Origin of the sequence: Pantoea sp. FN0307 (assembly GCF_050113815.1) — a bacterium.
GTDB classification, from domain to species: domain Bacteria; phylum Pseudomonadota; class Gammaproteobacteria; order Enterobacterales; family Enterobacteriaceae; genus Mixta; species Mixta alhagi.
In genome coordinates this window covers 28,736-49,290 of sequence record NZ_JBNJSO010000004.1, presented here as the reverse complement: position 1 = coordinate 49,290, position 20,555 = coordinate 28,736, and the positions used below count along the sequence as shown (strand labels likewise).

Genomic DNA, 20,555 nt, shown 5'->3' with positions numbered 1-20,555 from the left:
TATTATTGCCGTAATCTGCATACAACGGGCAGTTACCATATTTTTAAGTTTCAAGAGGTTACTAAACTCATGGCAATCGTAGGTATTTTCTTTGGCAGCGATACCGGCAATACAGAAAACATTGCAAAGATGATCCAGAAACAGCTCGGTAGCGATGTTGCCGAAGTGCATGATATTGCCAAGAGCAGTAAAGAAGACCTGGAAGCTTTTGATATTCTGCTGTTAGGCATCCCGACCTGGTACTACGGCGAAGCACAATGTGACTGGGACGATTTTTTCCCGACGCTGGAAGAGATCGACTTCAACGGCAAACTGGTGGCCTTGTTTGGCTGCGGCGACCAGGAAGATTACGCTGAATACTTCTGCGACGCGATGGGGACTATTCGCGATATCATCGAGCCAAACGGCGCGGTGATTGTTGGTCACTGGCCAACCGAAGGTTATCATTTTGAAGCGTCGAAAGGCCTGGCAGATGATAAGCATTTCCTTGGTTTAGCCATTGATGAAGACCGTCAGCCCGAATTGACTAACGAACGCGTTGATAAATGGGTTAAACAGATTTATGCAGAACTGCACCTGCAGGAAATTCTGGAAGCCTGATTTAACGCGCATTGTGCTGTAAATCACATTGCGTAACAGGTATTTCCTATAGAAATGATAGATACGGGTTTGAAAATTTTATCATTGAGTCGGTAGAATACCCGTATCGGTCGCGCGCTTTCCTGCCGTGGTGCTGTAAAGCGGCAGGATCAAGCGAAATGTAAACACAGCATCATATGGGCATGAACAACGCCGGACGTAGCGATCTTCTCTTTACTTCCACTTGCGATTTCACGCGCACCCTTACGGTTTTCATTTCGAAGCATCAGTTCTATAATGAGACGCTATTAGCTTAGCGTCGACCGATGTTCATGGCTGTTCAGCCACATTGTGACTAGCAAAGTAACAGGACAATATCCGCATGACTGACAATAACACCGCATTAAAGAAGGCCGGACTGAAGGTCACACTTCCGCGACTAAAAATCCTGGAAGTGCTTCAGGGACCTGAGAGCCATCACGTCAGTGCGGAAGAGTTATACAAGCGACTCATTGATATGGGCGAAGAGATCGGGCTGGCGACGGTTTATCGCGTCCTGAACCAGTTTGACGATGCCGGTATCGTTACCCGCCATAACTTTGAAGGCGGCAAATCCGTTTTCGAACTGACCCAGCAGCAGCACCACGATCATCTGATCTGCCTGGACTGCGGCAAGGTAATCGAATTTAGTGATGAGTCTATCGAATCCCGCCAGCGTGAAATCGCCACGCGTCACGGTATCAAGCTGACCAACCATAGCCTTTATCTGTATGGTCATTGCGCGTTGGGCGATTGCCGCGAAGACGAAACATTACACGATAAATAATCAATTATGCTATGCAGTAAAATGAAAACCGGTGCTCAGGCACCGGTTTTTTTTACCCTTCAGGCTGCCCGCATGCGTTAAAAAACAGTGAACGGGGCGATAACTATAAACTTCACGTCTTTCTCATCCTGGAAAATATTACCGTATCCGCCGCCATAACTGGGGAGGTTGCTGTGATTGTCGTAACGGGTAAAGTGCAGCTTAAACAGCGTATCCTTCGCCCTGCCCTGTTGAATGGTATAAAGCAGGTCCAGATTCCAGGCCGATTCCCTGATGCGCTGTTGCTGATCCCATTGCGGATGGGTAGCGGGTTTGGCATCCCAGCCCCAGACGTAAGAGGTTCCGACCGTCCAGCCAGGAAGATCCCAGCCGCTTAAGTCATACATCACCCCGGTAAAAATCGCTTTTTCACCATTGGCGTTCCAGTCGGAGCGCGCATCCCACCAGATATCAAGACGCCCGTTAGAGCTGCCATAGGAGGGCGTCATACGCTGCAGAAAGTAGCCCTGATTGCCTTCCGCTTTCACCCAGGTTCCTTCCAGACGGAAATCAACAGGTCCCTGGTTATAGCTAAAAGTCAGCGCCTGCAGCCAGGCCACCCCATCATAAACATCGTTGCCGTTCGCTGCCCCACCTTTTTCATGGTCATGCGCACCATAAAATTGATAGCTGGTAAGCAGATCATTACCCGCCAGCGGCATGGTCCATGAGGCTTTGGCGAAATATTGATCCATATAATTTGCCGCCTGGCCCCATGAAGCTTCCAGGATTACCCGGTTTTTAAAATCATAGCGGGCACCGACCGCATGCAGCCAGGGAATACCGGTTTTGCCATCGGCCTTGCGGAACGAATACAGATGCTGATACCAGGGCGCTTTATAGCGATCGCTCCAAATCCAGGAGATATCCAGCGCCCCCGCGTCAGACAGATCCTGATGCACCCCAGCCTCCAGAGCGCGATAGGTGCCGGGTAAAAAACTCCAGTGCGGCGTCAGCAGCGTTTGCCCCTGAGGCTGCAAATATCCTGCCCGCAACCAGTAATCTCCCACTTTCATTTTTAAAGCCGCTTTATACAAACTGGCACCGCTGCGATCGCCGCCCCACTCTTCATCCCAGGCCGTTCTCGCTTTACTGAAGCCGATTTCATTTGGCGCTGCCGGGCCGCTATTGCTTATTTCCCACGCGCCAAATAACGCCACATCCAGGCCGATAAAATCTGCCGCGTAGCCGGAATTAAAATCCAGGCTGCTGTTAAAGGTGGCATGATGCAGATTAGCCTGATATTGCCCATACTTTTCGCTTGCAGGATCCATATCTTTACGATCGCGCTGCCGCTGCCAGTAATAAACAGCGCCCGTAAGCGATGCATCTTCTAAAAAGCTGGTGGCATGAGCAGGTGGAAGGATAATAAGGCTTGAAAGCGCAGTGATAATGGAAACTGACCAGCCAGTAGCCTTACGCTTCCCTGTTAAGGCGCGCATGATTAATTCCTCTTTGACGGAAAAATAAAAAACAGCAGCAAACATTGGGAAATAGATTCAGCTGCGTAAGTAAGAATATTTTTCACATCATAAATTATCAATACGCAAAAGAGATTAATGTATTAAACCATGATCTTAGCCGCATAATAGACGTTGAGTTTTAACAAGAAGATAAAGTTTTTTATTATAAAAACATCATTATATTCAGGCGACTTTCCCTGCCTGATAAAGGGATGGTCAATAGCGGGAAATAGCCTTAAAAATAGCGCTAATTAAATAATTTATTTCACAGTAATTAATCTGACAAATAAATACAAACGTGATGCTTATTCTCAGGACGGTAAATAAAACGTCCTGAGAATAAATTTAGCGGGCGTAGACCGGAAGTAAATCAGCGTAGCTCAGTAACGACACCACGATATTCAGAACGGCAAACAACAGCACCAGCAGTACCGGTAGATTGCCGCCTTTTAAACGCCAGCCTTGGGGTTGCGGAAAGCGTTGTCTGGCACGCCAGACCAACAGCGCCGGTGTGATAACTGCCCAAACGGTGGCGGCCAGCCCGGCATAGCCAATCGCCACCAGAAAACCATTCGGCCAGATTAACGCTGCGGAAAGCGGCACAACAAATGTGATCAACGTGGTTTTTAACCGCCCTGTCGCACCCTTATCCATTTTCAGCAAATCGGCCAGATAATCAAACAGCCCCAGCGTAACCCCAAGAAATGAGCTGGCAACGGCGAAAGTTGAAAAAATAGTGAGCAGTACGCTAAGCGAGGCGTTTTGCAGTAGATTACCTAACGCGTCAACCAGTGCATCGATATTGCCGCCGCGTTGGGCTATCGCAATAAAGTCCGTGCGTGGAATATTCCCCATGGTGCCAATAATCCAGACCAGATAGATCATCAGCGCCGCCAGGGTTCCCAGCAATAAGCAGCGCGCCACTTTTTTACCATTGCCCTGGTAATAGCCGAGCAGTCCGGAAATATTGCCGTGGTAACCAAACGAGGCCAGGCAAAAAGGAATCACCATCCAGCCATAGCGAAGATAATGGCTTTCCGTTGCGTTGGTATCAAACAGCAACGCCGGCTTAACATGTCCAAGCAGGCCACCGAACAGCAGAAAGAAAGTAATAACTTTCGCGCCCAGAAAGATCAGCGTAACGCGGCTGACTGCGGCCGTCCCCAGCCAGACAAACAGCGCCACCAACAGTGTAAAACCCAGTCCCGCCGCTCTGGCAGAAACCGGCATCGCCAGCGTAGCAAAGGTATGCTGCAAAATAGCGCCGCTGGCTGAAATATAGGCATAGGTCAAAATACCCAGCACAAAGAGGATGGACGCGCCGTTAAGCAGGTTCCAGCGCTGGCCCAGCAGATCGCGCGTCAGCGTATCGAAGCCCGCCCCGCCCGGATAGTGCAGGCTCGTCTCCAGAAACATCAGCCCGGACAGCAGCATGCAGAGCCAGGTAAATAATAAAATAGCTGATGACCAGCTAAACCAGGCACCGGACATCACTACCGGCAGCGAAAACATACCGGCTCCGACTATCGTACCGGTAATGATCAGCGTGCCCCATAGTATTGAGGGAAGCTTGCTGGCGGAAACCGCTGTTTCCATAACATGTCCTTAGAATGATATTTGTTCATTTAATGTTCAGTTGGCACTCTGTCTGGCTGAGAGGCCATTAAGGAAGATATTCTACCCGATAGTGAACTCATGAACTAGTACATGTCATAAAAAACGGCTCAATGCGCTGCCAGGGTTGCAACAAGCAAAAAAAAGGCGGCTCACTAAGCCGCCTTTGATTATTGAAACGTCTTACTCGCCGCTTTTAGCCCAGGTGTCACGCAGGCCAACGGTACGGTTAAATACCAGATGCTGCGGACTGGAATAAACACTGTCGGCACAGAAATAGCCTTCGCGTTCAAACTGGTAAGGCGAGGTGGCTTCAGCCTGCTTCAGGCCTGGCTCGACAAAGCCATGCTTAATCACCAGCGATTCCGGGTTAATGGTCGCCAGGAAATCTTCCGCCGCGCCCGGATTCGGCACGCTAAACAGACGATCGTAAAGACGGAACTCGGCCGGTGCCGCATGTTCTGCCGATACCCAGTGGATAACGCCTTTCACTTTACGGCCATCCGCCGGATCTTTGCTCAGCGTATCAACATCGCAGGTGCAGAAAATGCAGGTAATATTACCCTCTTCATCTTTCGCGATACGCTCGGCACGGATAACGTAGGCATTGCGCAGACGCACCTCTTTACCCAGCACCAGACGTTTATACTGCTTGTTCGCTTCCTCACGGAAATCAGCGCGATCGATCCAGACTTCACGGCTAAAAGGCACTGAACGCGTGCCCATCTCCGGCTTATTCGGATGATTTGGCATGCTGATGATCTCTTCATGACCGGCGGGCAGGTTCTCAATCACCACTTTCACCGGATCGAGCACTGCCATTGCGCGCGGCGCATTTTCGTTCAGATCGTCACGAATACAGGATTCCAGCGCCGCCATCTCCACGATGTTATCCTGCTTGGTCACGCCAATGCGGCGGCAGAATTCGCGGATAGACGCAGCGGTATAACCACGGCGGCGCAGACCGGAAACGGTAAGCATGCGCGGATCGTCCCAGCCTTCCACCACTTTCTCTGTGACCAGCAGGTTCAGCTTACGCTTGGACATAATGGCGTATTCAAGATTCAGGCGAGAGAATTCGTACTGACGCGGATGTACCGGGATGGTGATGTTATCCAGCACCCAGTCATACAGACGGCGGTTATCCTGGAACTCCAGCGTACAAAGCGAATGGGTGATCCCTTCCAGCGCATCGGAAATGCAGTGGGTGAAATCGTACATCGGATAGATGCACCACTTGTTGCCGGTCTGATGATGCTCGGCAAATTTCACGCGATACAGCACCGGATCGCGCATGACGATAAAGTTGGATGCCATATCGATTTTAGCGCGCAGGCAGGCGGTGCCTTCAGCAAATTCACCGTTGCGCATTTTCTCAAATAGCGCCAGGTTTTCTTCTACGCTGCGATCGCGGTATGGGCTGTTTTTACCCGGCGAGGTCAGCGTGCCGCGATATTCGCGGATCTGTTCCGGCGACAATTCATCGACATAAGCCAGACCTTTGTTGATCAGCTCAATGGCGTAGTGATAAAGCTGGTCAAAATAGTTGGAGGAGTAACGAACTTCACCACTCCACTGGAAACCCAACCATTGCACGTCACGCTTGATTGACTCGACATACTCGATATCTTCTTTTACCGGGTTGGTATCGTCAAAACGCAGGTTACACTCGCCCTGATAATCTTGCGCGATGCCAAAGTTCAGGCAGATAGATTTTGCGTGACCAATATGCAAATAGCCATTTGGTTCCGGTGGAAAACGGGTATGCACACTGCTGTGCTTGCCGCTCGCCAAATCTTCGTCGATGATCTGACGAATAAAATTAGTTGGGCGGGCTTCAGCCTCACTCATCACTGTATCCTCAACACGAAATGTCTGGTCGTTATAACCATGAAATAACGGATATGATCCACAAAGCGTGCAAGGGAAACAACCGTTTGTTAGCGCTGAGACAGAAAAAAGGCAGGAATCGCTTCCTGCCTGAAGAGGTTTAACGCAGAGGCGCGTTATTTCTGGATTTCGTACAGTTTGCTTTCGCCTGCAATCACCGTTCCGGTGGCCAGCGATGTCATTCCGGTGAAGTCGTCGATATTGCTCACCACCACCGGGCTGATCATGGAGCGGGCGTTGGCATTAAGGAAATCGAGATCCATTTCCAGCACCGGCTGACCGGCGCTTACGGTTGCGCCCTCTTCCACCAGTCGCGTAAAGCCTTTACCCGCTAACGCCACGGTATCCAGCCCCATATGCACCACGATTTCCACGCCATTTGCCGTTTCCAGGCAGAATGCATGATTGGTGTTAAAGATTTTCACTACCGTTCCGGCAATCGGCGCTACCACTGTTTTACCGGTAGGTTTGATCGCTACGCCATCACCCACGGCTTTGCTGGCGAAAGCTTCATCAGGCACCTGATCAATCGGCACAATTTCACCGCTTACCGGCGCGACCAGGGTGGCAATAGTTTGCTGAGCGCTTGCCGGAGCCGCTTTTACTGCAGGCTCAGCGGCGATAAGTGGCGCTGCGCCACCGGATGCCGCTACCGGTCCTTTTGCCAGGACGTTTTTCATTGCTGAGGCGATGGATTCCGCCTGGGTGCCGACAATAATTTGTACGCTCTGCTTGTTCAGACGGATCACGCCGGATGCGCCTAAACGCTTCGCCAGCTGTTCGTTCAGCGCTGCGCTGTCTTTTACATTCAGACGCAGACGCGTAATACAGGCATCAATATGCGTCAGGTTAGCTGAACCACCTACCGCGCTAATATAGCGACGCGCCAGGGATTCGGTTTCCGTTTCGCCCTGCAGGTTATTTTCAACATTTACATCGTAGCCATCCGTCTCATCACCGGAAACCGCCAGTTCACGACCCGGAGTCAGCAGGTTGAAGCGTTTGATGGTAAAACGGAACACCAGATAATAGATAACAAAGAACACCAGCCCCTGCGGGATCAGCATATACCACTGGGTTGCCAGCGGATTGCGCGATTGCAGCGCCATATCCACCAGCCCGGCGCTGAAGCCGAAACCGGAAATCCAGTGCATGCTCGCAGCGATAAACACTGAAATACCGGTCAGGACCGCGTGGATAAAGTAAAGCACCGGTGCCACAAACATAAAGGAGAATTCCAGCGGCTCGGTAATACCGGTAAAGAAAGCCGCAAACGCTGCGGCGATCATAATGCCGCCTACTTTGGCGCGATTTTCCGGATGCGCGCACTGATAAATCGCCAGCGCAGCGCCCGGCAGACCAAACATCATGATCGGGAAGAAGCCCGCCTGATATTGCCCCGTTACGCCAACAATCCCTTTACCGCTGGCAATGGACTGCGCGCCGCCGAGGAAATTAGGGATATCGTTGATGCCCGCCACGTCAAACCAGAAAACAGAGTTCAGCGCATGATGCAGACCGACCGGAATCAGCAGGCGGTTAAAGAAGGCATAAACGCCGGCGCCAGCAGAACCCAGTTTTTGAATATGTTCGCCAAAAGTGACCAGCGCGTTGAAAATAAGCGGCCAGACATACATCAGAATAAAGGCGATCAGGATCATCAGGAAGGAGACCAAAATGGGCACCAGCCTGCGTCCGCTAAAGAAGGAGAGCGCTTTCGGCAGTTCTACGTGGCTGAAGCGGTTATAAACTTCAGCAGAGAGAATACCCACCAGAATACCGACAAACTGGTTATCAATTTTGCCGAATGCGGCTGGCACTTGCTCCAGCGGCATTTTCTGAATCATCGCCACTGCCGCTGGAGAACAGAGCGTGGTCACGACCAGAAAGCCTACAAAGCCCGATAGCGCCGCGGCACCGTCTTTATCTTTCGACATGCCATAAGCAATACCCACGGCAAACAGCGCAGGCATATGTTCGATAATCGCGCCACCCGATTTAATCAGCAGCGCGGCCAGTGCGTTACCCGCTCCCCAACTATCGGGATCGAGCCAGTAACCGACGCCCATTAAAATTGCGGCGGCGGGTAGCGTAGCAACAGGCACCATCAGCGCCCGGCCCACCTTTTGCAAATAACTAAGAATATTCACTCTTTCCCCCTGTGAGAATCAAAAAAGGCGTCTGAAGCTGTTACTTTTATTATCACATCCCTCAGATAACCTAACGAAAGTACAGCATGCTATGCAGTGTAAAAAGAATTTAATTCGCTTCGCAAATTAAAACCGCTCCGTATGTGACAGTTGTCACCATAAACTTGATTGAAGGTTGCATAGCGCTGGTTATCTCCCCCTACTTATTTTATGATTAAAAATATCCGGACGGCGATCTCCTTTACGGTAAGTGTTAACACATCAAAATACGCTTAGATTAGGTGGCTTTACCGTCCATTAACCGGTTTGAATAATACTCCTTAAACGAGGTCAACTATGAGACTAATTCCCCTGGCAAATGCTTCCCAGGTAGGTAAATGGGCCGCTCGTCATATCGTAAACCGTATTAACGCCTTTAAACCCACGCGCGAACGCCCTTTTGTACTTGGTCTGCCCACCGGTGGTACGCCGCTGGAAGCCTATAAACATTTAATTGAAATGCACAAAGCGGGCCAGGTTAGCTTTCAGAACGTCGTCACCTTCAATATGGATGAATATGTCGGCCTGCCGAAAGAACATCCTGAAAGCTACCACAGCTTTATGTATCGTAATTTTTTCGATCACGTTGATATTCCGCGAGAAAACATCAATCTTCTTAATGGAAATGCGGCGGATATTGACGCAGAATGTCGCCAGTATGAAGAAAAAATTCGTGCTTATGGAAAAATCCACCTGTTTATGGGCGGCGTAGGCAATGACGGTCATATCGCCTTTAACGAACCTGCGTCTTCGCTGGCATCCCGTACTCGCATCAAAACGCTGACGCATGATACCCGCGTCGCTAACTCACGCTTTTTCGATGGCGATGTGAATCAGGTACCTAAGTATGCCTTAACGGTGGGCGTTGGCACGCTGCTGGATGCTGAAGAAGTGATGATTCTGGTGACCGGCCATGTGAAGGCGCAGGCGCTACAGGCAGCAGTCGAAGGCAACGTTAATCATATGTGGACGATCAGCTGTCTGCAGCTTCATCCCAAAGCAGTAGTGGTTTGCGATGAGCCTTCCACCATGGAGCTGAAGGTAAAAACGGTCAAGTATTTCCGCGAAATGGAAGCGGAAAATATGCAGAATTTATAATCACTGGATTTAACCCCCTGTCCGGTTAACCTGCCGGACAGATGCCGCCTTGAGTCGGGAGAATATTATGTACGCTTTAGTAAATGGTCGCGTGTTTACCGGCCATGAGATCCTGGATAATCACGCTGTTATTATTAATAACGACCTGATTGAACGTGTCTGCCCTCACAATGAGCTGCCAGCGGAATGCGAACAGCGTGATGTGGGCGGTGCAATTATTGCTCCCGGCTTTATTGACGTTCAGCTAAATGGCTGCGGCGGCGTCCAGTTTAATGATGATATTGATGCGATTAGCCTGGAAACCCTGGCTATTATGCAAAAAGCGAATGAAAAGTCAGGCTGCACCAGCTTTCTTCCTACCCTGATTACCAGCAGCGATGAGCTGATGGTGCGGGCGGTCGAGGTGATGCGTAGCTGGCTGAAACTGCATTCCCATCAGGCGCTCGGCCTGCATCTTGAAGGCCCGTGGCTGAACGTGGCGAAAAAAGGCACCCACCACGCAGAGTTAATCCGTAAACCCGATGCGGCACTGGTGAAATTCCTGTGCGATAACGCCGATGTGATTACCAAAGTTACCCTGGCGCCAGAAATGGCGGGCACCGAAGTGATCCGTCAATTACATGATGCTGGCATTATTGTTTCCGCCGGGCACTCTCATGCTACCTATGATGAAGCGCGTAGCGGTTTTGCCGCCGGTATCAGCTTTGCCACCCATTTATATAACGCCATGCCGGTAACAACCGGTCGCGAACCTGGTTTGATTGGCGCACTGCTGGATACGCCAGAAGTTTACTGCGGCATTATTGCCGACGGCCTGCATGTTCACTACGCTAACGTGCGCAACGCAAAACGCATCAAAGGCGATAAGCTGGTACTGGTTACTGATGCCACCGCGCCGGCCGGTGCAGCCATTGACCGGTTCATTTTTGCCGGTAAAACAATATACTATCGAAACGGGCTGTGTGTTGACGAAAACGGGACACTGAGCGGATCGGCGCTAACGATGATCGAAGCAGTAGAGAACTGCGTTGAACATGTCGGCATTTCACTGGATGAAACCTTGCGTATGGCAACGCTTTATCCAGCCCGTGCAATGGGCGTGGATAAACAGTTAGGCTCTATTGAAGCTGGAAAAGTAGCAAACCTGGCTGTTTTCACACGCGATTATCACATTATCAAGACTATCGTTAACGGTAACGAAGTCTTTAGCGAGTAATCATTGATGACCACTGGCGGCCAGGCACAAATAGGAAATGTCGATCTCGTAAAGCAGTTAAACAGCGCAGCGGTTTACCGTCTTATCGATCAGATGGGTCCGATTTCCCGTATTCAGATTGCGGAGCATAGCCAGCTTGCGCCAGCCAGCGTCACAAAAATTACCCGCCAGCTTATTGAGCGCGGTCTGATAAAAGAGGTCGATCAGCAGGCCTCTACCGGCGGTCGTCGCGCTATTTCGATCGTTACCGAAACGCGAGGCTTTCATACCATCGGCGTGCGCCTTGGGCGTAACGACGCCACGCTCACGCTCTACGACCTGAGCGGTAAGTCGCTGGCGGAGGAGCATTACCCGCTGCCTGAGCGCACCCAGGAGACGCTGGAGCATGCGCTTTTCAATGCCATCGATCACTTTATTGCCGCTCATCAGCGTAAGCTGCGTGAGCTGATTGCCATCTCTGTTATTTTGCCGGGCCTGGTGGATCCCCATAGTGGCATCATCCGTTATATGCCACATATCACGGTCAATAACTGGCCGCTGGTCGCCAATCTTAAACAGCGTTTTCACGTTACCAGCTTTGTTGGTCATGACATTCGCAGCCTGGCGCTGGCGGAACACTATTTCGGTGCAAGTCGCGACTGCGCAGATTCTATTTTGGTGCGCTTACATCGCGGCACCGGGGCGGGCATCATCACTAACGGTCATATTTTCCTTGGCAGCAACGGCAACGTAGGGGAGATAGGTCATATTCAGGTGGATCCGCTGGGCGAGCGCTGCCACTGCGGCAACTTTGGCTGTCTGGAGACCATTGCCGCCAACGGCGCGCTGGAAAATCGCGTGCGTCGTCTGTTGCAGCAAGATTACCCCAGTACGTTAACGCTGGATGATTGTACGATTCACGCTATCTGCAAAGCAGCCAATCGCGGTGACAGGCTGGCGACGGAAGTGATTGAGCATGCCGGGCGCTATTTAGGTAAAGCGATCGCGATTGCGATTAATTTGTTTAATCCACAAAAAATCGTGCTGGCTGGCGAGATCACCGAAGCGGAAAAGGTGCTGTTCCCGGCTATTGAAAGCTGTATCAATGCGCAAACGTTAAAGGCGTTTCGTAAAAATTTACCGGTCGTGCGCTCGGAGTTGGATCATCGTTCCGCCATTGGCGCTTTCGCGCTGGCCAAACGCGCCATGCTGAATGGTGCCCTGCTCCAGCATCTGCTGGAAGAATAACCGCTAACGCCAGCCTTTCACGGCTGGCTTTTTTTTTGCGTTGCGCCCGCACGGATGTTTTTTGCTCATCGGAGCATCTTTTTTGATGAATCCACAATTTTCAGCGCTTTTTATTAGATAAAATCTAATATCCGACGCCTGACAACAACCTTTTTATCAAGAAAAAGGGAAATCGCTTGCATTGCATGTACCAGATAGCGCATTTTCTTATACATCACGCAACGACAGGCGTTGCTTATCCAACATCACTTAATGAAAACATCACCGTTTAGGTGAGATCAGGAGTAGGTTATGTGTTCAATCTTCGGTGTACTCGATCTGAAAAGCGACGCTTCAGAACTGCGTAAAAAAGCGTTAGAACTTTCACGCCTGATGCGTCATCGCGGCCCGGACTGGTCCGGTGTCTATGCTGACGATCATGCCATTCTGGCGCATGAACGTTTGTCGATTGTTGACGTTAACAACGGCGCGCAGCCCCTGTACAACGCAGCCCATACCCACGTTCTGGCCGTTAACGGTGAAATCTACAACCACCAGGCGCTGCGCGCAGAGCTGAGCGATCGCTATGCGTTTCAGACCGGCTCCGACTGCGAAGTGATCCTGGCGCTTTATCAGGAGAAGGGCGTTGATTTCCTGGACGACCTGCAGGGCATGTTCGCCTTCATCCTTTACGATAGCGAAAAGAAAAGTTGGCTGATTGGCCGCGATCATATCGGGATTATCCCGCTCTATATGGGCAACGATGAGCATGGCAACCTGTTTGTAGCTTCAGAGATGAAAGCGCTGGTGCCGGTATGCCGCACCATTAAAGAATTCCCGCCGGGAAGCTATCTTTCCAGCACCGACGGCGAAATTCGTCGTTATTACCAGCGTGACTGGATGGAATATGACAGCGTCGCCAACAACTCTACCGATGCAACCGCGCTGAAAAATGCGCTGGAAGAGTCAGTAAAAGGTCATCTGATGTCTGATGTGCCTTACGGCGTGCTGCTTTCAGGCGGTCTGGATTCGTCCATTATTTCAGCGATCACCAAACGCTTTGCGGCCAAACGCGTGGAAGATCAGGATAAGAGCGATGCCTGGTGGCCGCAGCTGCACTCTTTCGCCGTTGGTCTGGAAGGCTCGCCCGATCTGAAAGCGGCCCGTTCCGTCGCCGATCACCTGGGTACGGTGCATCATGAGATTCACTTTACCGTGCAGGAAGGTCTGGATGCGATTCGCGATGTGATCTATCACATTGAAACGTATGATGTCACCACCATCCGCGCCTCTACGCCGATGTACCTGATGTCACGTAAGATTAAAGCGATGGGCATTAAAATGGTGCTCTCTGGCGAAGGTGCCGATGAAGTGTTTGGCGGCTATCTCTACTTCCATAAGGCACCAAACGCGAAAGAGTTCCATGAGGAAAACGTCCGTAAGCTGCTGGCGCTGCACATGTATGACTGTGCGCGTGCCAATAAGGCGATGTCCGCATGGGGTGTGGAAGCGCGTGTGCCCTTCCTCGATAAAAAATTCCTCGACGTGGCGATGCGCATCAACCCACAGGATAAAATGTGCGGCAGCAACGGCAAAATGGAAAAACATATTCTGCGTGAATGCTTCTCTTCTTACCTGCCGGAAAGCGTGGCCTGGCGTCAGAAAGAGCAGTTCTCTGACGGCGTAGGCTACAGCTGGATTGATACGTTGAAAGAAGTCGCCGCACAGCAGGTAAGCGCTCAGCAGCTGGAAACTGCGCGCTATCGCTTCCCGTACAACACGCCAACATCAAAAGAAGCCTATCTCTACCGCGAGATCTTCGAAGAGCTGTTCCCGCTACCCAGCGCGGCAGAGTGTATTCCAGGCGGTCCGTCTGTGGCCTGCTCTTCTGCTAAAGCCATTGAGTGGGATGAAGCCTTTAAAAGCATGGACGATCCGTCTGGGCGCGCTGTTGGCGTACACCAGTCCGCCTATAAATAAGCGATCTCACATCACTGATAAAACGGGCCTGCGCGGCCCGTTTTTTTATTGCATCTGGCGGTGTTACGATCAAAAATTGCCGTTTTTATCATCATGCTGGTTACAAGCCAGTCAAACAGTGTGCGAATGGTAAAAAACGACAAAAAACTTGTTGACGCTCTTGAGTGCAATACGCATAATGCGCCCCGCAACGCCGATGAAGGTAGCGCGAAAAAAGATGGCTACGTAGCTCAGCTGGTTAGAGCACAGCACTCATAATGCTGGGGTCACAGGTTCGATTCCCGTCGTAGCCACCATCTTTTTGCGGGAGTGGCGAAATTGGTAGACGCACCAGATTTAGGTTCTGGCGCCGCAAGGTGTGCGAGTTCAAGTCTCGCCTCCCGCACCATTTCAGTCATCGGTTTAGCGGATGGGGTATCGCCAAGCGGTAAGGCACCGGTTTTTGATACCGGCATTCCCTGGTTCGAATCCAGGTACCCCAGCCATATTTCTGATGTGAAACTGATGCGTAATCGGATCTTGGGATATCGCCAAGCGGTAAGGCACCGGTTTTTGATACCGGCATTCCCTGGTTCGAATCCAGGTATCCCAGCCACATCAGAAAGCAATAAAATTTGGCTACGTAGCTCAGCTGGTTAGAGCACAGCACTCATAATGCTGGGGTCACAGGTTCGATTCCCGTCGTAGCCACCATTTTATTGGGGTATCGCCAAGCGGTAAGGCACCGGATTCTGATTCCGGCATTCCGAGGTTCGAATCCTCGTACCCCAGCCAATTAAAAACTGTTTATCCCATTTTATTGGGGTGTCGCCAAGCGGTAAGGCACCGGATTCTGATTCCGGCATTCCGGGGTTCGAATCCCTGCACCCCAGCCAAACAGTGTAAAAAAGCCCGCTTCTGCGGGCTTTTTTGCGTCTGCGTATCTGGTATTTCAACGGGCGCTGCCTTCCGCCCGCCTCGTTTACAATCCCAGCGCGTAACGCAGCGCCTGACGTTTCAGCACGCCAGCATGTTCTGCCGCCATCAATCCCACATTACGCAGCACGCGCAGCGGTGGCAGGCGGTTGCTGAAGGCAAAATAGAAAAGATCCATACCGCTCTGCATCAGCAAATTATCTTTCTGGCGCTGACGTTGATAACGCAGCAAGACCCGCTCTGAAGACCACTCTTCCGCCTGGTTGCGAGCCGTGGTTAACACCTCAATCAGCGCATCAACGTCGCGGTAGCCCAGATTTACCCCCTGCCCGGCCAGCGGATTGATGGTATGCGCCGCATCACCTACCAGCGCCAGCCCCGGCTGCACATAACGATTGGCGTGACGACGCACTAACGGGAAGGAGGCAGCCTGCTGCACGTGAAAACGCCCCAGACGCGACGGGAAACAGCGTTCTACCTCTTTTTGCAACTGTTCTGGCGACAGCGTCTGCAGCTGGCGAATGCGGGCCGGGCTGTCATACCAGACCAGCGACGCCCAGCGATCAAACAGCGGCAGCAACGCATGAGGCCCCTCTGGCGTGAAATGTTGCCAGGTGGTATCGCCTGCCGCATGATCCAACTCCACGCTTATCAGCATACAGGACTGGCTATAGTTCCAGCCCTGAATGCCAATACCGGTAAGCTGGCGCACCTGAGAGTTCGCCCCATCGGCACCGATCACCAGCCGGGCCGTAAGCGTCTGGCCATCTTCCAGCACCAGCTGCCAGCCGCCGTTATGCTGCTGCAAGGCACTCAATTTCGCTGGCGCGAACAGGCTAACCGGCTGCTGTTGCAGACGCTGCCACAGCGCCAGCTGCAATACCGAATTCTCCACCATGTAACCCAACTCTGGCAGACCAAGACTTGCGGCATCAAACTGTACGCGCGCCGTCTGCCATTCCCAGGTTTCCAGCTTACGATAGGGCGCACAGCGCATTTGCTGTACGGCCGGCCAGACTTCCAGCTGTTTGAGTAAATCCACCGAGGCGCAGCCGATGGCGGAAATGCGAATATCTGGCGGCGCGTCAGGATCGAAAGCCGCCGGAACGTCTCGCTCCAGTACGGCAACCTGAAAGCCCTGCTGCGCCAGCCCACTTGCCAGCGCCGCGCCAACCATACCTCCGCCAACCACGACGACATCGAATTGCGTTTGATGCATAAATTTATCCTTTTGTGCCCTGCCGTCTCGCGGCGACAGGTCCGCGAGCCCGTTAAGTTAAAGTGTACCGGAAATCCTGCGAAAAACAGAAAAGCCGATACACTGGTCACAACAGCAGCAAAGCATTACAATACGCGCCCTGCAATCCTTCCTGCACTGATAAATGGCAAGTTAGATGAGTAAAAAACTGCATATCAAAACCTGGGGCTGTCAGATGAACGAATACGATTCATCTAAAATGGCCGACCTGCTGGAGAGTACGCACGGCTATACCCTCACGGAAGTGGCGGAAGAAGCTGATATTCTGCTGCTTAATACCTGCTCTATCCGCGAAAAGGCACAGGAGAAAGTCTTTCATCAGCTGGGCCGCTGGAAGACGCTGAAAGAGCGTAATCCTGAACTGATTATTGGCGTGGGTGGCTGCGTCGCCTCGCAGGAAGGTGACCATATTCGTCAGCGCGCCAGCTATGTCGATATTGTCTTCGGCCCGCAAACCCTGCATCGCCTGCCGGAAATGATCAACACCGTGCGCGGCTCGAAAAGCCCGGTGGTGGATATCAGCTTCCCGGAAATTGAGAAATTTGACCGCCTGCCGGAGCCGCGCGCTGAAGGTCCGACGGCGTTTGTTTCCATTATGGAAGGCTGCAACAAATACTGTACTTTCTGCGTGGTGCCTTATACGCGCGGTGAGGAAGTCAGCCGTCCCTGCGATGATATTCTGCTGGAAATTGCCCAGCTCGCTGCTCAGGGCGTTCGTGAAGTGAACCTGCTGGGCCAGAACGTTAACGCTTATCGCGGCCCTGCTTTCGACGGCGGCATCTGTTCTTTTGCTGAACTGCTGCGTCTGGTGGCGGCGATTGACGGTATCGATCGCATTCGCTTTACCACCAGCCATCCGATCGAATTTACCGACGATATTATCGAGGTTTACCGCGATACGCCGGAACTGGTGAGCTTCCTGCATCTGCCGGTGCAGAGCGGTGCTGACCGTATCCTGACCCTGATGAAGCGTGCCCATACGGCGCTGGAGTATAAAGCGATTATCCGCAAGCTGCGGGAAGCGCGTCCGAATATTCAAATCAGCTCTGACTTTATCATCGGCTTCCCTGGCGAAACACAGGAAGACTTTGAAAAAACCATGAAGCTGATCGCCGACGTTAACTTCGATATGAGCTTCAGCTTTATCTATTCTGCGCGTCCCGGCACGCCGGCTGCCGATCTGCCGGACGATGTCAGCGAAGAAGAGAAAAAGCAGCGTCTCTATATCCTGCAGGATCGCATTAACCAGCAGGCGATGGCATGGAGCCGTCGCATGATGGGCACCGTGCAGCGCATCCTGGTTGAAGGGCCGTCACGTAAAAATGTGATGGAGCTTTCAGGCCGTACGGAAAACAACCGCGTGGTGAACTTTGAAGGCACGCCGGAGATGATCGGCAAGTTCGTCGATGTGGAAATCGTGGACGTCTATACTAATTCTCTGCGTGGCGTGGTGGTTCGTACCGAGCAAGAGATGGGCCTGCGCGTTGCAGAAAGCCCGGCTTCCGTCATTGCGCGTACCCGTAAAGAAAATGAAATTGGCGTGGCCATTTTCCAACCCTGATATGATGTCATTCAACGGTGGGCAGCGCTTGCCCACCGCACAATTTCACCTCATTGCACTTGCTTTCTGAAAGCAACGCCCAAATATCGGCTTTACAGCTTGCGCCTTTTGGTCATGCCATAAATACTTCTGCTATGGTTCGCCTGTATCTCAGGCGGCAAGTCCCTGTTAATTATCAACCTGGCCCTGAGCGACCCAAAGGATTAGTTTGAATATCGAAACACGCGAAATAGAATTAGAACCTGCTGATAACAACCGGTTGCAGAGCCTGTGTGGTCCGTTTGACGATAACGTGAAGCAGCTGGAGCGTCGGCTGGGCATTGAGATCAGCCATCGCGATCACAGCTTTAAGCTGGTTGGACGCGCGCTCTGCGTGAATGCCGCTGTGGATATCCTGCGTACTCTGTATGTGGATACCGCGCCGGTACGCGGCGTTATCCCGGACATCGAGCCGGAACAGATCCATCTGGCGATTAAAGAGAGCCGCGTGCTGGAGCAGACGGCGGAAAGCGTGCCTGAATATGGCAAAGCGGTAAATATCAAAACCAAACGCGGCGTTATTAAGCCACGTACGCCGAATCAGGCGCAGTATATTGCTAACATCCTCGACCATGACATCACCTTCGGTGTAGGCCCTGCGGGTACGGGTAAAACCTATCTGGCGGTGGCTGCTGCGGTTGATGCCCTGGAGCGCCAGGAAATACGCCGTATTCTGCTGACGCGTCCGGCCGTCGAAGCGGGTGAAAAGCTGGGCTTTCTGCCCGGTGATTTAAGCCAGAAGGTCGATCCCTATCTGCGCCCGCTTTATGACGCGCTGTTCGAAATGCTGGGCTTTGAGCGCGTAGAAAAGCTGATAGAGCGTAACGTGATTGAGGTTGCCCCGCTGGCTTATATGCGTGGCCGTACCCTGAATGATGCGTTTATCATTCTCGACGAAAGTCAGAACACCACCATTGAGCAGATGAAGATGTTTCTGACCCGTATCGGTTTTAACTCCAAAGCGGTTATTACCGGCGACATTACCCAGATCGACCTGCCGCGCAACGCCAAATCAGGTCTGCGCCATGCGATCGAGGTGCTGTCAAACGTCGAAGAGATCAGCTTTAACTTCTTCCACAGCGAAGACGTGGTGCGTCATCCGGTTGTTGCCCGTATCGTAACGGCCTATGAGGCCTGGGAAGAGGCCGATCAGAAGCGTCGTGATAAACTGGCCGAAGAACGTAAGCGCGAAGCGCAGGCAGCTGCACAGGAACAGAAATGAGTCAGGTTATTCTCGATTTACAGTTGGCTTGCGAACAGGCCAGCGGCCTGCCGACCGAAACGGATTTCCGTCGCTGGCTGGAAGCGGTGCTGCTGCAGTTTCAGCCCGAAAGCGAAGTCACTATTCGCGTAGTGGACGAAGCGGAAAGCCACGATCTTAACCTGACCTGGCGCGGAAAGGATAAGCCGACTAACGTGCTCTCTTTTCCTTTTGAAGCGCCACCCGGCATAGAGTTACCGCTGCTGGGCGATCTGGTGATTTGCCGTCAGGTTGTCGAGCAGGAAGCCGCCGAGCAAGAGAAAGCGCTGGAGGCGCACTGGGCGCACATGGTTATTCATGGCACCCTGCACTTGCTGGGTTACGATCATATCGAAGATGATGAAGCCGAAGAGATGGAATCGCTGGAGACCGAGATAATGCTTGCTCTTGGTTATCCCGATCCGTACATTTCGGAGAAAGAGGCGCCGTAAAGGCTGCCTGTTGTTAAATCCTGCCGGCAAAGGCTGGCAGGCCGATCCTCATAAAGAGAGACCCATACCAGAACGCCATGAGCGACGACCATTCACAAAACAGCGACAGTCCCAGTAGTAAAAAGGGCTTTTTTTCCCTCATTCTCAACCAGCTTTTTCATGGTGAGCCTAAAAACCGTGAAGAACTGTTGGAACTCATTCGTGATTCCGAACAGAACGAACTGATCGATCAGGATACGCGTGACATGCTGGAAGGCGTCATGGATATCGCTGAGCAGCGCGTCCGCGATATCATGATCCCCCGCTCGCAAATGATTACGCTGAAGCGCAATCAAAGCCTGGAAGAGTGTCTGCAGGTCATTGTTGAGTCTGCCCATTCCCGCTTCCCGGTGATTAGCGAAGATAAAGATCATGTCGAAGGGATCCTGATGGCAAAAGATTTACTGCCGTTTATGAGCAGTGGATCAGAGCCGTTCAGCATGGAAAAGGTGCTGCGTCCAGCCGTTGTCGTGCCGGAAAGTAAGCGCGTGGACCGCATGCTGAAAGAGTTTCGTTCTCAGCGCTACCATATGGCGATCGTGATCGATGAGTTTGGCGGTGTTTCCGGCCTGGTGACCATTGAAGATATTCTTGAGCTGATAGTGGGTGAAATTGAAGATGAATATGATGATGAAGAAGATCGTGATATTCGTCAGCTTAGTCGTCACGCCTATACCATTCGTGCGCTGACGCCGATTGAAGACTTCAATGAAGCCTTTGCCACGCAGTTCAGCGATGAAGAGGTCGATACTATTGGTGGTCTGGTGATGCAGGCGTTTGGTCATCTGCCGGCGCGTGGTGAAAGCATCGACATTGAAGGCTATCAGTTTAAAGTCGCGATGGCGGACAGCCGTCGTATCATTCAGGTGCATGTAAGGATACCGGAAAATGCTCCACTGCCTGTGCTGGATGAATAACGCTTTGTAGGGCTATTGCCTGATTCTGGATGAA

At 51.9% G+C, this 20,555-nt stretch carries 15 protein-coding genes and 7 tRNA genes; 17 read left to right on the top strand and 5 right to left on the bottom strand.

From position 1 onward, the window contains the following. Positions 1-69 precede the first annotated feature (69 nt). Together fldA and fur are read left to right on the top strand one after the other, a co-directional pair. Positions 70-600 (top strand): flavodoxin FldA, encoded by a 531-nt coding sequence (gene fldA / locus ACQE3Z_RS12875; RefSeq protein WP_085067601.1) that lies wholly within the window; start codon positions 70-72, stop codon positions 598-600. Between the two features lie 361 nt (positions 601-961). Then, entirely contained in the window at positions 962-1,405 is a 444-nt protein-coding gene (fur, locus tag ACQE3Z_RS12870; RefSeq protein WP_085067602.1) for a ferric iron uptake transcriptional regulator, read from the top strand. Between the two features lie 77 nt (positions 1,406-1,482). Here fur and chiP read toward each other — a convergent pair whose 3' ends face one another. The 4 genes from chiP to nagE all read right to left on the bottom strand — a co-directional run bounded on the left by chiP (position 1,483) and on the right by nagE (position 8,555). Continuing rightward, positions 1,483-2,886 (bottom strand): chitoporin ChiP, encoded by a 1,404-nt coding sequence (gene chiP, locus ACQE3Z_RS12865; RefSeq protein WP_426974098.1) that lies wholly within the window; start codon positions 2,884-2,886, stop codon positions 1,483-1,485. Positions 2,887-3,252: 366 nt separating this feature from the next. Then, a complete protein-coding gene (mtr, locus tag ACQE3Z_RS12860; RefSeq protein WP_426974097.1) occupies positions 3,253-4,503 on the bottom strand; it encodes a tryptophan permease in 1,251 nt (416 codons plus the stop codon). Between the two features lie 201 nt (positions 4,504-4,704). After that, positions 4,705-6,372 carry a glutamine--tRNA ligase gene (gene glnS / locus ACQE3Z_RS12855; protein WP_250652112.1) on the bottom strand — a complete coding sequence of 556 codons (1,668 nt, stop codon included), beginning with the start codon at positions 6,370-6,372 and terminating at the stop codon, positions 4,705-4,707. A gap of 155 nt (positions 6,373-6,527) precedes the next feature. Beyond that, positions 6,528-8,555, bottom strand: a complete 2,028-nt coding sequence (gene nagE, locus ACQE3Z_RS12850; RefSeq protein ID WP_426974367.1) for an N-acetylglucosamine-specific PTS transporter subunit IIBC — start codon at positions 8,553-8,555, stop codon at positions 6,528-6,530. A gap of 342 nt (positions 8,556-8,897) precedes the next feature. Here nagE and nagB point away from each other — a divergent pair, with 342 nt between their 5' ends. The 11 genes from nagB to ACQE3Z_RS12795 all read left to right on the top strand — a co-directional run bounded on the left by nagB (position 8,898) and on the right by ACQE3Z_RS12795 (position 14,975). Further along, positions 8,898-9,698, top strand: coding sequence for a glucosamine-6-phosphate deaminase (nagB, locus tag ACQE3Z_RS12845; RefSeq protein WP_085067612.1), 801 nt, complete (start codon positions 8,898-8,900; stop codon positions 9,696-9,698). 67 nt (positions 9,699-9,765) lie between these two features. Beyond that, a complete protein-coding gene (gene nagA, locus ACQE3Z_RS12840; RefSeq protein ID WP_250652110.1) occupies positions 9,766-10,914 on the top strand; it encodes an N-acetylglucosamine-6-phosphate deacetylase in 1,149 nt (382 codons plus the stop codon). A 6-nt stretch (positions 10,915-10,920) separates the two neighbouring features. Continuing rightward, the gene (nagC, locus tag ACQE3Z_RS12835; RefSeq protein WP_085067614.1) at positions 10,921-12,141 is read left to right on the top strand and encodes a DNA-binding transcriptional regulator NagC; all 1,221 of its coding nucleotides are present in this window, start codon (positions 10,921-10,923) and stop codon (positions 12,139-12,141) included. 291 nt (positions 12,142-12,432) lie between these two features. Beyond that, positions 12,433-14,100, top strand: a complete 1,668-nt coding sequence (gene asnB / locus ACQE3Z_RS12830; protein WP_085067615.1) for an asparagine synthase B — start codon at positions 12,433-12,435, stop codon at positions 14,098-14,100. Positions 14,101-14,319: 219 nt separating this feature from the next. Next, positions 14,320-14,396, top strand: a tRNA-Met gene (locus tag ACQE3Z_RS12825). A gap of 7 nt (positions 14,397-14,403) precedes the next feature. Next, positions 14,404-14,488: transfer RNA gene (locus ACQE3Z_RS12820), tRNA-Leu, on the top strand. 22 nt (positions 14,489-14,510) lie between these two features. Next, positions 14,511-14,585, top strand: a tRNA-Gln gene (locus ACQE3Z_RS12815). A gap of 35 nt (positions 14,586-14,620) precedes the next feature. Beyond that, a tRNA-Gln gene (locus ACQE3Z_RS12810) sits at positions 14,621-14,695 on the top strand. Between the two features lie 21 nt (positions 14,696-14,716). Next, a tRNA-Met gene (locus tag ACQE3Z_RS12805) sits at positions 14,717-14,793 on the top strand. Positions 14,794-14,799: 6 nt separating this feature from the next. Beyond that, positions 14,800-14,874: transfer RNA gene (locus ACQE3Z_RS12800), tRNA-Gln, on the top strand. A gap of 26 nt (positions 14,875-14,900) precedes the next feature. Continuing rightward, positions 14,901-14,975 (top strand) — tRNA-Gln (locus ACQE3Z_RS12795). An 86-nt stretch (positions 14,976-15,061) separates the two neighbouring features. On the opposite strand, the gene ubiF is transcribed toward ACQE3Z_RS12795, so the two are convergent. Continuing rightward, a complete protein-coding gene (gene ubiF, locus ACQE3Z_RS12790) occupies positions 15,062-16,234 on the bottom strand; it encodes a 3-demethoxyubiquinol 3-hydroxylase (RefSeq protein ID WP_426974096.1) in 1,173 nt (390 codons plus the stop codon). Between the two features lie 175 nt (positions 16,235-16,409). Here ubiF and miaB point away from each other — a divergent pair, with 175 nt between their 5' ends. The 4 genes from miaB (at position 16,410) to corC (ending at position 20,521) form a co-directional block, all read left to right on the top strand. Next, on the top strand, positions 16,410-17,834 hold the full coding sequence (miaB, locus tag ACQE3Z_RS12785) for a tRNA (N6-isopentenyl adenosine(37)-C2)-methylthiotransferase MiaB (RefSeq protein ID WP_426974095.1): 1,425 nt from the start codon (positions 16,410-16,412) through the stop codon (positions 17,832-17,834). 208 nt (positions 17,835-18,042) lie between these two features. Beyond that, positions 18,043-19,095, top strand: a complete 1,053-nt coding sequence (locus ACQE3Z_RS12780) for a PhoH family protein (RefSeq protein WP_426974094.1) — start codon at positions 18,043-18,045, stop codon at positions 19,093-19,095. Next, positions 19,092-19,565, top strand: a complete 474-nt coding sequence (ybeY, locus tag ACQE3Z_RS12775) for an rRNA maturation RNase YbeY (protein ID WP_426974093.1) — start codon at positions 19,092-19,094, stop codon at positions 19,563-19,565. Before ACQE3Z_RS12780 ends, ybeY begins: the two co-directional genes overlap by 4 nt. A 77-nt stretch (positions 19,566-19,642) precedes the next feature. Further along, positions 19,643-20,521: a CNNM family magnesium/cobalt transport protein CorC gene (gene corC, locus ACQE3Z_RS12770; protein WP_085067620.1), complete on the top strand. Its 879-nt coding sequence runs from the start codon at positions 19,643-19,645 to the stop codon at positions 20,519-20,521. Positions 20,522-20,555: the final 34 nt, after the last annotated feature.

Excerpts from the sequence above, each read along its gene's own strand:
- nagB (WP_085067612.1), top strand. The coding sequence starts at position 8,898 with ATGAGACTAATTCCCCTGGCAAATGCTTCCCAGGTAGGTAAATGGGCC.
- glnS (WP_250652112.1), bottom strand. The coding sequence starts at position 6,372 with ATGAGTGAGGCTGAAGCCCGCCCAACTAATTTTATTCGTCAGATCATC.
- asnB (WP_085067615.1), top strand. The coding sequence starts at position 12,433 with ATGTGTTCAATCTTCGGTGTACTCGATCTGAAAAGCGACGCTTCAGAA.
- fur (WP_085067602.1), top strand. The coding sequence starts at position 962 with ATGACTGACAATAACACCGCATTAAAGAAGGCCGGACTGAAGGTCACA.
- corC (WP_085067620.1), top strand. The coding sequence starts at position 19,643 with ATGAGCGACGACCATTCACAAAACAGCGACAGTCCCAGTAGTAAAAAG.
- chiP (WP_426974098.1), bottom strand. The coding sequence starts at position 2,886 with ATGCGCGCCTTAACAGGGAAGCGTAAGGCTACTGGCTGGTCAGTTTCC.
- mtr (WP_426974097.1), bottom strand. The coding sequence starts at position 4,503 with ATGGAAACAGCGGTTTCCGCCAGCAAGCTTCCCTCAATACTATGGGGC.
- ybeY (WP_426974093.1), top strand. The coding sequence starts at position 19,092 with ATGAGTCAGGTTATTCTCGATTTACAGTTGGCTTGCGAACAGGCCAGC.
- nagA (WP_250652110.1), top strand. The coding sequence starts at position 9,766 with ATGTACGCTTTAGTAAATGGTCGCGTGTTTACCGGCCATGAGATCCTG.
- miaB (WP_426974095.1), top strand. The coding sequence starts at position 16,410 with ATGAGTAAAAAACTGCATATCAAAACCTGGGGCTGTCAGATGAACGAA.
- fldA (WP_085067601.1), top strand. The coding sequence starts at position 70 with ATGGCAATCGTAGGTATTTTCTTTGGCAGCGATACCGGCAATACAGAA.
- ubiF (WP_426974096.1), bottom strand. The coding sequence starts at position 16,234 with ATGCATCAAACGCAATTCGATGTCGTCGTGGTTGGCGGAGGTATGGTT.
- nagC (WP_085067614.1), top strand. The coding sequence starts at position 10,921 with ATGACCACTGGCGGCCAGGCACAAATAGGAAATGTCGATCTCGTAAAG.